The sequence below is a fragment of the Brevibacillus sp. BC25 genome, assembly GCF_000282075.1.
Taxonomy (GTDB): Bacteria; Bacillota; Bacilli; order Brevibacillales; family Brevibacillaceae; genus Brevibacillus.
In genome coordinates, this window is sequence record NZ_AKIX01000028.1 from 331,214 (window position 1) to 343,271 (window position 12,058).

Sequence of the window (12,058 nt, forward strand, 5' to 3'; positions counted from 1 at the left end):
TACTCGTCTAACCCGTAGGTCCAGCCGCTTGGCTGCGTTACGAGTAGCGGACCGCCTTAGTCAGCGGGCAAAATTGCCACAAGAAATATATTAACACAGTAGGCACAAAACTACAAGGTTCTTCTCCTATTTGTTCCCTACTTTTTTTCTTGCTCCAATTCAGCCAATAGCTTTTTCATTTCATCTGTCAGCGCCAGCTTTTCCAACAAATCTGGACGCCGTGCTTTTGTTCGACGCAGCGATTCTTTTAATCGCCAGCTTTCAATATTGGCGTGGTGCCCTGACAACAGTACGTCTGGCACTTTCCAGCTGCGAAACTCAGCCGGTCTTGTGTAATGAGGGTATTCCAGCAGTCCTGTTGAAAAGGAGTCTTCAACAGCTGAAGTCTGGTTTCCCAAAGCCCCTGGTTGCAAACGAACGACACTGTCAATGACCACCATCGCTGCAAGCTCTCCCCCAGTCAGGACGTAATCGCCAATCGAGATTTCATCTGTGACGAGATGCTCCCGAATTCGCTCGTCGTACCCTTCATAATGACCGCAAATGAAGACAAGGTGCTCTTCTTGCGCTAACTCTTCTGCAAGCTTTTGATGATAAGGTACACCCTGTGGACACATCAGAATCACTCGAGGTTTTTTCTCTCCTGACAAGCCTTCTACGGCCCGGAACAACGGCTCTGGCTTCAAAACCATTCCACCGCCACCACCATAAGGGGTGTCGTCAACCGTCCCGTGCTTGCTCTCAGAGAAATCGCGAAAATTGGTGACGTGAAAATCAACCAGTTCTTTTTCGCTTGCCTTTCCCAAAATACTGCTGGATAAAACACCTGTAAACATTTCGGGAAAGAGCGTGAAAATATCGATCCGCATCTGAAGTTCCTCCTACAACAAGCCTTCCATCAGATGGCAGACCACACGTTTGTTCGCGATGTCCACTTCCTTGATGCATTCATCGATATACGGCAGCAAGATTTCTCCGCGGTTTCCCTTCACTACCCACACATCGTTTGCTCCTGGCTGCATGACATCCACGATTTCCCCCAGTTCTTCGCCCTCGTCAGTTACTACGACGCAACCGACGAGCTGATGAATGTAGAACTCGTCCTCTTCTAATTCCATCAGCGCTTCCGCTGGAATCTTCAACTCTCCGCCCTTGTACTTTTCGATATCGTTAATATGCTCAAAGCCATGAAAGCTCACGATCTCAAAGTTTTTATGCGGGCGACGGGAAGCGATTTTCAATTTTAGCGGCTCACTGAGTGTCGGATGGAACAAGTACAGCTCATTTCCTTTGCGAAAACGCTGATCTGGAAAGTCAGTTGTTGGTGTTACACGTACTTCACCACGCAGGCCATGCGTATTAACCAGTTTACCTACTCCGTAAAAACTATTTTGGCTCAACGTGTTCATTCCTCCTTTTCTTTGTTCCCATTTTTCGTTTGTAACCGAATCTCATGTACCAGACCATCTTTTATCATGATTTCCGTTCCGGACATAATTTCATCCCATACATCGCCCTCTTGAATCGTGACAGGGCTTTGAACAGTCTGGTAATCGATCTCGCTTCCCTCTGGGAGATTTTCTACCTGCTGGAGGGTATATGTCAGATGATCTATCTTTTCCTTGCGTCGACGCTCTTCCTGCGCGATTTTTTCCTGCGCCAACGCATATGTATCCGCAGACTTTTTCTTCGCCTCGGTTAATAGCTTTTTCGATTGAAACTGCCACTGCTCCCACTCTTTACGCTGCAAACGAAGTCGTTGGCTATACTGATCAATGAGAGCAGCCCGTGATGCTTCCGTAATGATCAGTTTAACCTGTACCGTCCGAAATATAGTAAGCACCTTCGCCACTCCTTTCGGAAAAACCATCATGGTTTTTGAGCATCTTGGATACTAGAAAAAAGACTGGGAAAGCTCCCAGCCTTTTCTCATACAATTTCAACCGTGACACGCTTGTCCGTTTCCACGGATGCGGCGATCACGACCGTGCGCAGGGCTTTCGCGATTCGACCTTGCTTGCCAATAATCTTCCCCATATCATCAGGGTGCACAGACAATTCAAAGACGAGAGTTCGCTCTTTGTCCACTGCGTTAACACGAACCTCATTCGGATGATCGACGAGAGCTTTAGCGATCGTTTCGACCAGCGCTTTCATCATCAAACCTCCAGATGACCGACTTACTTGCCGTATTTGGTTTCGTGCACTTTAGCCATAACGCCTTCTTTGGAGAGAAGGTTACGAACGGTATCAGTTGGAGCTGCACCATTCAGGATCCATTGTACCGCTTTGTCGGTATCAATTTTCACCACTGCCGGTTGTGCAACCGGATTGTAGTAACCGATTTCTTCAATGAAACGGCCATCGCGTGGGGAACGGGAGTCAGCTACTACTACACGGTAGAAAGGAGCTTTCTTGGAACCCATACGCTTCAGACGGATTTTTACTGCCATGTTGTGTCACCTCCTGTATTAATCAACGCTAGAAGAACATCTGCGTTGGTGCTACTATATCTGAACCATCGCGTCCATCTGACAAGTCAGTGTCGCGAGAGATCATGCCTACTTACTTGAACGGTGGCTTGAAATTAAAAGGGAAGTTCATGCCGCCTTGGTTGTTACCTCCGCCTTTGCCCATGAAAGGTAATCCGAAGCCTTTTTTCTTCGACTTCTTGACCATCTTGTCAGCAGCGCCTGAGAATTGCTTCATCATCTTTTTCATTTCCTCGAACTGCTTGAGGAAGCGATTGACTTCTTGAATACTCGTTCCGCTTCCGCTTGCGATGCGCTTGCGACGGTTGGCATTCAATAAATCAGGATTAGCGCGCTCTTGTTTGGTCATGGATTTGGCGATCGCTTCAACGCGGGCAATCTGCTTCTCATCCACGTTCATTTTGCCCTTCATCTTGTTCATTCCTGGCAGCATGCCGAGAATGTCTTCAAAAGGACCCAAGTTGCGAAGCTGCTGCATGGAATCCAAGAACATGTCGAAGGTAAACTCACCTTGACGCATTTGGCGTTCCATATCGCGTGCTTTGTCTTCATCCACGGATGCCTGTGCTTTTTCAATCAGGCTGAGTACGTCCCCCATACCTAAAATACGGGAAGCCATACGATCCGGATGGAACGGTTCGAGCGCATCCAGCTTTTCACCCATCGCCGCGAATTTGATCGGCTTGCCAGTGACAGCTTTGACGGACAGTGCCGCACCGCCTCGGGTATCACCGTCTAGCTTCGTGAGAACCACACCAGTCAGTTCGAGCTGGCTATTAAAGCTCTCTGCTACATTGACGGCATCTTGACCTGTCATCGAGTCCACGACGAGCAAAATCTCATCGGGCTTGGTTACCTCGCGAATCTGCTTCAACTCGTCCATTAGTGCTTCGTCAATATGCAGGCGACCTGCGGTATCGATGAGGACTACGTCGAGATGATTCGTCTTCGCGTGTTCAATCGCTTGGCGAGCGATTTCGACAGGACTGACTTGATCACCGAGAGTGAAGACGGGAACATTGAGTTGGTCCCCTAAAACCTGAAGCTGCTTGATCGCAGCAGGACGGTAAATGTCTCCCGCTACCAGAAGCGGCTTGCGGTTTTGCTTTTGCAAATACTTGGCCAGCTTACCGGTTGTGGTCGTTTTACCTGCCCCTTGCAGACCTGCCATCATGATGACGGTCGGCGGGCGGTGCGCCATCGTGAGCTGAGCGACGTTGCCACCCATCAGAGCGACCAGCTCTTCATTCACGATCTTGATCACCATTTGACCAGGCGTCAGGCTTTTCATGACTTCCTGACCGACTGCGCGCTCCTTGACACGAGCAACGAAGTCTTTTACTACTTTAAAGTTAACGTCTGCTTCCAGCAGGGCCAAACGAACTTCACGCATCGCTTCATTTACGATGGTCTCGTCTATTTTCCCTCTGCCGCGCAGTTTGTCAAACGCGTTTTGCAGCCGATTGGCTAAGCTCTCAAACGCCATGCGAGCCCTCCTAATCCATCTCTGACAGTTGGTGGAGCAAAGTGTTCAGCTCGTCTCTTGTCTCGCTCTCCGAAAGCTCACTTACAAGTTCGTTCATGCGATTCAACACGTTCATGCGATTTTCATGACGCTCAGCGAGGCAAAGCTTCTGATCGTATTCAAACAGTTGCTTCTCTGCCCGCTTGATATGATCATAAACAGCTTGGCGGCTGACCTCATGCATCTCGGCAATTTCTCCGAGCGATAAATCGTCCAGATAATACAGCTCAAGATATTCTCGCTGCTTGCCCTTGAGTAGCGGCGCGTAAAAGTCAAACAAGAGATTGACTTGATTGGTCTTTTCTAACATGAAACCAATCCTTTGCTATGAGGTACTCGTTTCAAACTGTAAAGGCTTTTTCTTTACAGCACGTAGATTATAGTACCTAATTCCACACCTAGTGTCAAGGTTTTTTATTGACATCATTTTTTTATCTTCGAAACACTATGTTTTACGCATTTTCCTGCTCTTCTGTTTCATCTTTTTGGATCAATCCAGCAAACAGCGCATGAACAAATTGCTCAGGATCAAACTGCTGCAAGTCATCCATTCTTTCGCCCAACCCGACGTATTTCACTGGAATGTTCAGCTCGTTGCGAATCGCAATAACGATACCGCCCTTTGCTGTACCATCCAGCTTGGTCAGGACTAAACCTGTTACACCAGCAGACTGTCCAAACGTTTTCGCCTGCGAAAGCGCATTTTGCCCAGTCGTAGCGTCCAAAACTAGCAAGACCTCGTGCGGAGCTCCTGGCAATTCACGTTGCAATACGCGGTGTACCTTCGCCAGCTCTTCCATCAGATTGACTTTATTTTGCAAACGGCCTGCGGTATCGCACAACAGCACATCAACCTGTCGGGATTTCGCTGCCTGAATCGCATCGTAGATCACTGCAGCTGGATCAGAGCCTTGCTGCTGCTTGATTACGTCAACTCCTACACGCTCTCCCCAAACCTCTAGCTGTTCAATCGCTGCTGCACGGAACGTGTCACCTGCTGCCAACAGCACTTTTTTATTTTGCTGCTTGAACATATGTGCCATTTTACCGATTGTGGTCGTTTTCCCTACTCCGTTTACCCCTACGAACAAAATGACGTTCAGACGACCGTCCTCTACGTTCAGAGTCGTATCCGCCGCATCATCATTTTTCAAAAGGGCAACCAGTTTTTCTGAGAGAATCGGGTGCAGGTCGATCGCATTCTCAATTTTTTGCTTGCGCACTTCTGTCCGCAGGTCGTCAATGAGCTCCATCACGGTATTGACGCCCACATCGGATGTAATCAAAATTTCCTCTAATTCATCGAAAAAGTCATCGTCGATCTTTTTGTAGCGACGTACTAAATCCTCTACTTTTTCTACTAACAGGTCTCTCGTTTTAGCCAGACCATCCGTAAACTTCTGGGTGACCTCTTCGGACTTTTGGACAATAGCATCACGAAGGCGCTTGAAAAAACTCATGTTCATCTTCCTTTGCGGGTAGTATCAATTGAATGGCAAATCCGTTTAAGAGGCTGATTCGATAAACTTGTCGCTGTCCTCCAGCTTCACGGAGACGAGTTTGGACACGCCGCCCTCTTGCATCGTAATACCGTATAGCACGTCTGCGCTCTCCATTGTGCCTTTTCTGTGCGTGACGCAAATAAACTGTGTCTGGTTACTGAAATGGTGCATGTACTCGGCGAAACGGTTAACGTTTGCCTCATCCAAAGCGGCTTCTACCTCATCCAATACACAGAATGGTACTGGTTTCACACGCAGGATGGCAAATAGCAAGGCCATCGCAGTCAAAGCGCGTTCGCCCCCGGATAAGAGCGCAAGATTTTGCAGCTTCTTGCCAGGTGGCTGCGCCACAATATCGATGCCCGTCTCAAGCAAATTATCTGGATTGGAGAGTACAAGATCTGCTCGTCCTCCTCCAAACAGTTGGACAAATACGTCGCGGAACTGCTCCGAGATCGCATCAAATGTTTCTTTGAAGCGGCGCGACATCTCTGCGTCCATTTCTTGGATCACTTGATAGAGCATGTCTTTTGCTTCATTCAAATCAGCTTCCTGCGAGCTTAAGAACTGCTGACGCTCGGACAAGCGCTCATATTCCTCAATCGCGCCAAGATTCACAGTGCCAAGTGCCCCAATCTGCTTTTTGAGACGATTGACCACTTGTGTCTCTTCCTGAATCTCGCCACGTGCCGGATATTTTTGCTTTGCCAGGTCGTAGCTCATTTCGTATTCTTCGGAGAGTTTATTCAACAAATGATCGAGCTCTACCTCGTTACGGTTTACTTTTACTTCTTCCTGATGAAGCTTTTCCTCGAGCGATTTGACCTCGCGGCGGATTTCCTTCACCTGCTGTTCCACTTGCTCTTGTTTGTAAAAGAGAGTCGCCCGCTCACTTCGCCGCTCTTGAATCAAGCCAGCTACACGGTCTTTATCCTGACGCAATTCGCTAATCCGCTGATCCAGCTCAAGCCCGGACGATTCGTTCGTACGCTCCAGCTCATCAAGAGATGCCAAGTTCGCGTTTTGTTCTTCCCATTCGCGCTGCAATTGGCTTTTTTGCTCAAGCAAGCGTTCTGTTTGCTCCAAGCGTGATTGATACTCTTGCTTGACCTGCGCATTCAGTACTTTGAGACTTGTTATTTTTTGATTCATTTCTTCTTTGGATTCGAGCTGCTCTTGGCGTTTCGCCTCTGCTTCTGCGATCTGCGCACCTAGCTCTTTTTCCTCTTGCTCCATGGCAGCCAAAGAGGCTTGCAGCTGCTCTTGCTTGCGTTTGGCTTCTTCCATCTCGCGGCGATAGCCTTCAATATCTTGTTCAACAAGCTTTGCTCGCTCGCCCAAGGATCTGCCTTCCGATTCTTTTTGCTGCAAAAGCCCTTTTACTTCCTGTTCTTTCAGTCGCAGACTCTCGCCTTCTGTACGCAGAGATTCTTGCTCCTGCTGCATTTGCGTCAATTCCTTCGTCAGCTGCTCCATAAGGGTAGTATGCCCAGAAATTGCCTGGTCGATTTCTACCAGCTGTGCTTCCAACTCTTCTGATTGACGGTTGCGTCCAAGTAGGTTCGTGCTGTTCTTTTTCAAGGCCCCCCCTGTCATGGAACCGCCAGCATTCACGATATCGCCTTCCAGCGTCACGACACGATAGCGGTAGCCAAGCGTACGGGCCACTCGGTTTGCCTGCTCTAGCTTTTCCGTAATAATGACATTGCCCAATAGACTTTCGAGGATGGGTCGGTACGCTTCCTCAAAGGACACGAGCTCACTCGCGATTCCGACAACTCCGCTCTCCGCCTCCAGCTGGCGCTTATCGCTTGCCTGCAAGGTGCGAGAACGGATGACATCGAGCGGAAGAAATGTCGCCCTACCCGCATTGTGCTGCTTCAAGTGAGCAATGGCTGCACGACCGGATGCTTCGTTGTCCACGACGACGTTTTGCAGTGCGCCACCCAATGCGACTTCCATCGCTGTCTCGTACTGCTGTGGCACGACAACAAGCTCAGCGACCGCTCCATGAATTCCTTTGAAGCCCCGCTCGCGTGCTTTCAAAATTTCTTTTACCCCTTGCTGAAACCCTGCGAACTCCGACTGCATTTCTTTTAACAGGTCAAAACGCGACTTCGCTGCTTCCCGCTTTTGTTCCCAGTGGCGCAGCTCTCGACGAGTTGTTTCAAGGCGTGCTTGTCCTTCGCGCATGCCCTCAACCAGCTCTTTGTATCTGATGCCAGTTTCTTGAATGGTAGAAACGATCTTCTCCAGCTGATTTTGGAGCTGGCTCAACTGAGCTAGTCGCTGCTCTTCTTCTTCATCCAGCTGTTTTTTTCCAGACAACTGACGTTCGACTCTGGCCTCGCTAGTCTTGAGAAGCTGCTCTTGATGGCGATTTTCGTTGCGCAGATTCGCCATTTCGTTAAGCTTTTCGAAGTAATCGCTCTTCAAACGCTCGACATCATCTGTCAGTGATTGCACCATGGAAAAAAATTGACCTTCTGCTTCTTGCAGCGAAGCGTGGGCTTCGGTCATTCGGCGATCCGCTTCCTTTGCCCGCTCTTGTTCTTCAGCCAGTTCGGCCTCAATCCCGTGCTGCTTCTCGGTAATCCGATGCATCTGCTCCATCGTCTGCTGGCGATTGGCATTGAGATTGCGCATACGCTCCCGCAATACCTCACGTTGTCCTTCGACTTTCTCGGTCTCTTCACTGACTGTCAAAAGTACTTGTTGCAGTTCTTCGATAGATTGGTCGATTTGGGTGACATGAAAACGCGCATGCTCCAAATCAGCTTCTTGCTTGGATGCTTCGGTCGTTTGTCCGATTAACAGATGCTTGAGTTCCTCTACGCGTCCTGTGGCTGCTTCCCACTTCGTATGAGCTGCTTCAATTTGCTGCACGTAAAGAGCTACTTCATGCTCAACCAGCTGGCGATGAAGCTCCTTGTACGTCTTGGCTGTTTCTGCCTGCTCTTGCAAAGGTCCGATCTGCTCTGTAATTTCACTGACGATATCGTGAATACGCACCAGGTTTTGTTCGGTGTCATCGAGCTTTTTCTCAGCCTCGCGCTTGCGCGTTTTGTATTTGACGATTCCGGCTGCTTCTTCAAATATTCCACGGCGATCCTCGGACTTGGTACTGAGAATTTCCTCAATTTTTCCTTGACCAATAATGGAATACGCTTCTTTACCCAGCCCGGTATCCATGAACATCTCCATGATGTCTTTTAGACGGCAGGATCTGTTGTTTATGTAGTACTCACTGTCACCAGAACGATACACTCTGCGGGTAACGGATACTTCCGAATATTCCACATCGAGCGAACGATCTGTATTGTCCAAGGTGAGTGTCACTTCTGCGAAATTCACTGGCTTGCGCTTATCACTGCCCGCGAAAATAATGTCTTCCATTTTCGCTCCACGCAACGACTTCGCGCTCTGTTCCCCCAGCACCCAGCGGATCGAATCAGAAACGTTACTTTTCCCACTTCCATTCGGTCCCACTACGGCTGTTACCCCTGGTACAAATTCCAATTCCGTGCGATCGGCAAAGGATTTGAATCCAGCCAGCTCCAGGCGTTTCAAATACATACGTACGGTCCTCCTTAAGAAACCATCCAGACTGCCTGCCAAACTGACAGACTTAAAAACATGCAAGGTTCGGATGGTACCCGAAAAGAAGCCCCTGCATCGAACAGGAGCTACCTACTACGAGCCTACATGGTCATCTGTAGGTAAGTGTATCATAGATAGCGGTCATCTCGCAGTATTTTCCCTATGTTTCCCACCCGAAAGAAAAAAGCTGCACCATCTTGTAGCAGATGATGCAGCCCTTCTCGCTGACGAGTGATTATTTATCCCCCAGCTTGACCAATGCTCGTGCAGCAGCTTGCTGTTCCGCTTCTTTTTTGGAGCGGCCAGAGCCGATGCCAAGCGAACGATTGTTCAAAAGCACCTCAGATACGAATTCTCGATTATGAGCTGGTCCTTTTTCTTCTACTATTCGGTAATGGATGTCTCCCAGATTGTCTTGTTGAACAAATTCCTGCAACTGGCTCTTGAAGTCGGTTACCTGGGCAAACTCTCCTTTGTCGATGCGCGGGTACACGTATTTTTCCATAAAGGAAAAGACCGCATCCAACCCCTGATCCAAGTAAAGCGCACCTACAAACGCCTCAAAAACGTCCGCTAGCAAGGCTGGTCGCTGACGTCCACCTGTCAGCTCTTCCCCTTTTCCCAGCAATACGAGATCGCCAAAATTCAACAGTTCAGCAAACTTAACGAGAGAAGGTTCACAGACAATGGCTGCACGCAGCTTTGTCATTTCCCCTTCGCTCATCTTCGGAAAAGTTTTATACAAAAACTGGGAGACTGTCAACTCCAGCACAGCATCCCCCAAAAACTCTAGCCGCTCATTGTCTGATATACGTTTGCCGCGTTGCTCGTTCACGTAGGAAGAATGGGTGAATGCCTGCCGCAAAACACTTTCATCACGAAAGCGAAAGCCTATCATTTCTTGCAGCTGTGCAAAATTCATCACCCTCACCACCATTCCAGGAGACTGCCTACTTTTTCTATCAGTAGGGCTCATTTATGCTTCGTATCGCTTCAGGATTACCGTTGCGTTGTGACCGCCGAATCCAAATGTATTGGAAACAGCCACATTGACGGTCGCCTTGCGCGCATGGTTCGGAACATAGTCCAGATCACATTCTGGATCCGGATTTTCCAAGTTGATTGTTGGAGGCAGTACTTGATCACGCAGCGCATATGCCGTCGCGATTGCTTCGACACCACCAGTAGCACCCAGCAAATGGCCTGTCATTGATTTAGTCGAGCTGACAGCCAGTTTGTATGCATGCTCGCCAAACAAACTCTTGATCGCTTGTGTTTCTGCGATATCTCCTTGGCCAGTAGAAGTACCATGTGCATTAATATATTGGACTTCCGTTGGGTCAACGCCAGCGTCTTTCAGTGCGCTTGCCATGCAACGCGCTGCCCCTTCGCCACCAGGAGATGGAGAAGTAATATGGTGAGCATCTGCACTCATCCCGTAGCCAATGACTTCCGCGATGATCGTTGCTCCACGTTTTTTCGCATGCTCAAGCTCTTCCAAGATTAGTACACCAGCACCTTCGCCCATTACGAAGCCATCGCGGTCTTGGTCAAACGGACGGCTTGCTTTTTGCGGCTCCTCGTTTCTAGTGGACATCGCTTTCGCTGAGCAAAAGCCTGCAAATGCCATTGGACGCACCGTTGCTTCTGCGCCACCTGCGATCATGACATCTGCGTGATCGAACTGGATCAGACGCAGCGCATCACCGATCGCATTTGTACCTGTCGCACAAGCTGTAATAGCGCTGGAAGTTGGTCCTTTTGCACCGTATTGAATGGATACTGCACCAGACGCCATGTTTGCAATCAGCATCGGAATGAAGAATGGACTCACGCGACGCGGTCCTTTTTCTAACAATACGGAATGCTGTTCTTCCCATGTAGTCAGACCACCGATTCCGGATCCGATGTATACACCCACTCGTTCCGCATTTTCTGGCGTGATCTCCAGTTTTGCATCTTCTACAGCCATTTTGGCAGCAGCTAATCCAAACTGAACGAATCGGTCTGTACGTCGGATATCTTTCTTGTCCATATACTGCTCAGGATCGAAGTTTTTCACTTCGCCTGCAATTTGTGTCGGATAATCAGAAGCGTCAAAGGCAGCCACACGGTCAATGCCTGATTTTCCTTCCAGCAAGCTGTTCCAGAAAGTCTGCGCGTCATTCCCAACTGGAGAAACGACACCAACGCCAGTAATCACCACTCTGCGTTTCATTGCAATCACCTCTATATGAAAGTCAGCAGTCAGCTTCTTACATTCACTGCATGCAAAACGTGTATCTTTTTGAATTATGTACAGGTGGCTATTGAAGGAGAAGTCCCGTATGGTACGGGACTTCCAACAGATCAACCTACTTGTGAGATTCTATGTATTTAACAACCTCACCAACAGAAGTGATCTTTTCAGCATCTTCGTCGGAAATCTCTAAATCAAACTCATCTTCGAGTTCCATTACGAGTTCAACCACATCCAGGGAGTCAGCGCCCAGGTCTTCTTTGAAAGAAGCTTCCAAAGTAATTTTGGACTCATCTACACCCAGACGATCGACGATGATTTTCTTCACACGCTCCAAAGTATCTGCCATCTTGCTTCACCCCCTCTCCCGTATTATAGTGGATGAGCTTTCAAAAAACCAGTTTTCGTAAAAACGCTCGATTGAGGTTTTCTTCCTACATGTACATTCCGCCGTCTACGTGCAGGGTCTGCCCTGTCATGTAGTTGGCTGCACCGGATGCCAGGAACAGCACTACAGATGCGATATCATCTGTTTGTCCCAAGCGGGCAAGCGGAATTTGGCTTGTGAGTCCTGCTTTGACATCCTCCGGCAATACAGCAGTCATTTCTGTATCAATAAATCCTGGTGCAACAGCATTCACCGTGATGTTACGGCTAGCCAGCTCGCGAGCAGCCGTCTTCGTCAAGCCAATAACCCCAG

The 12,058-nt window shown here is 48.8% G+C and carries 13 protein-coding genes; all 13 read right to left on the reverse strand.

Features of this window, described 5'->3' with window-relative positions:
• Positions 1–137: 137 nt before the first annotated feature.
• Positions 138–869: a tRNA (guanosine(37)-N1)-methyltransferase TrmD gene (gene trmD / locus PMI05_RS07965; RefSeq protein WP_007719705.1), complete on the reverse strand. Its 732-nt coding sequence runs from the start codon at positions 867–869 to the stop codon at positions 138–140.
• A gap of 12 nt (positions 870–881) precedes the next feature.
• On the reverse strand, positions 882–1,409 hold the full coding sequence (gene rimM, locus PMI05_RS07970; protein ID WP_039960399.1) for a ribosome maturation factor RimM: 528 nt from the start codon (positions 1,407–1,409) through the stop codon (positions 882–884).
• Positions 1,406–1,843: a YlqD family protein gene (locus tag PMI05_RS07975; protein WP_007719709.1), complete on the reverse strand. Its 438-nt coding sequence runs from the start codon at positions 1,841–1,843 to the stop codon at positions 1,406–1,408. Before PMI05_RS07975 ends, rimM begins: the two co-directional genes overlap by 4 nt.
• 86 nt (positions 1,844–1,929) lie before the next feature.
• Positions 1,930–2,157, reverse strand: coding sequence for a KH domain-containing protein (locus PMI05_RS07980; RefSeq protein WP_007719711.1), 228 nt, complete (start codon positions 2,155–2,157; stop codon positions 1,930–1,932).
• Positions 2,158–2,180: 23 nt separating this feature from the next.
• Positions 2,181–2,453, reverse strand: coding sequence for a 30S ribosomal protein S16 (gene rpsP / locus PMI05_RS07985; protein ID WP_007719713.1), 273 nt, complete (start codon positions 2,451–2,453; stop codon positions 2,181–2,183).
• A 112-nt stretch (positions 2,454–2,565) separates the two neighbouring features.
• Positions 2,566–3,978, reverse strand: a complete 1,413-nt coding sequence (gene ffh, locus PMI05_RS07990) for a signal recognition particle protein (RefSeq protein ID WP_007719715.1) — start codon at positions 3,976–3,978, stop codon at positions 2,566–2,568.
• 10 nt (positions 3,979–3,988) lie between these two features.
• Entirely contained in the window at positions 3,989–4,327 is a 339-nt protein-coding gene (locus PMI05_RS07995) for a putative DNA-binding protein (protein ID WP_007719717.1), read from the reverse strand.
• A 142-nt stretch (positions 4,328–4,469) separates the two neighbouring features.
• Positions 4,470–5,477 (reverse strand): signal recognition particle-docking protein FtsY, encoded by a 1,008-nt coding sequence (gene ftsY / locus PMI05_RS08000; protein WP_007719719.1) that lies wholly within the window; start codon positions 5,475–5,477, stop codon positions 4,470–4,472.
• A 45-nt stretch (positions 5,478–5,522) separates the two neighbouring features.
• The gene (smc, locus tag PMI05_RS08005) at positions 5,523–9,095 is read right to left on the reverse strand and encodes a chromosome segregation protein SMC (RefSeq protein WP_007719721.1); all 3,573 of its coding nucleotides are present in this window, start codon (positions 9,093–9,095) and stop codon (positions 5,523–5,525) included.
• Positions 9,096–9,354: 259 nt separating this feature from the next.
• Complete coding sequence (gene rnc, locus PMI05_RS08010; RefSeq protein WP_232030391.1) at positions 9,355–10,041, reverse strand: ribonuclease III; 687 nt, start codon at positions 10,039–10,041, stop codon at positions 9,355–9,357.
• 54 nt (positions 10,042–10,095) lie between these two features.
• Entirely contained in the window at positions 10,096–11,337 is a 1,242-nt protein-coding gene (gene fabF, locus PMI05_RS08015) for a beta-ketoacyl-ACP synthase II (protein WP_007719724.1), read from the reverse strand.
• A gap of 136 nt (positions 11,338–11,473) precedes the next feature.
• Positions 11,474–11,707 (reverse strand): acyl carrier protein, encoded by a 234-nt coding sequence (gene acpP, locus PMI05_RS08020; protein WP_005834336.1) that lies wholly within the window; start codon positions 11,705–11,707, stop codon positions 11,474–11,476.
• An 85-nt stretch (positions 11,708–11,792) separates the two neighbouring features.
• Positions 11,793–12,058 (reverse strand): SDR family oxidoreductase (locus tag PMI05_RS08025; RefSeq protein ID WP_007719731.1); only part of this gene is annotated, 266 nt, incomplete at its 5' end.

Bases quoted from the DNA above. Each gene is read 5' to 3' on its own strand.
- ffh (WP_007719715.1), bottom strand. From the start codon at position 3,978: ATGGCGTTTGAGAGCTTAGCCAATCGGCTGCAAAACGCGTTTGACAAA.
- smc (WP_007719721.1), bottom strand. From the start codon at position 9,095: ATGTATTTGAAACGCCTGGAGCTGGCTGGATTCAAATCCTTTGCCGAT.
- PMI05_RS07980 (WP_007719711.1), bottom strand. From the start codon at position 2,157: ATGAAAGCGCTGGTCGAAACGATCGCTAAAGCTCTCGTCGATCATCCG.
- PMI05_RS07995 (WP_007719717.1), bottom strand. From the start codon at position 4,327: ATGTTAGAAAAGACCAATCAAGTCAATCTCTTGTTTGACTTTTACGCG.
- rpsP (WP_007719713.1), bottom strand. From the start codon at position 2,453: ATGGCAGTAAAAATCCGTCTGAAGCGTATGGGTTCCAAGAAAGCTCCT.
- fabF (WP_007719724.1), bottom strand. From the start codon at position 11,337: ATGAAACGCAGAGTGGTGATTACTGGCGTTGGTGTCGTTTCTCCAGTT.
- acpP (WP_005834336.1), bottom strand. From the start codon at position 11,707: ATGGCAGATACTTTGGAGCGTGTGAAGAAAATCATCGTCGATCGTCTG.
- ftsY (WP_007719719.1), bottom strand. From the start codon at position 5,477: ATGAGTTTTTTCAAGCGCCTTCGTGATGCTATTGTCCAAAAGTCCGAA.
- rnc (WP_232030391.1), bottom strand. From the start codon at position 10,041: ATGAATTTTGCACAGCTGCAAGAAATGATAGGCTTTCGCTTTCGTGAT.
- trmD (WP_007719705.1), bottom strand. From the start codon at position 869: ATGCGGATCGATATTTTCACGCTCTTTCCCGAAATGTTTACAGGTGTT.
- rimM (WP_039960399.1), bottom strand. From the start codon at position 1,409: ATGAACACGTTGAGCCAAAATAGTTTTTACGGAGTAGGTAAACTGGTT.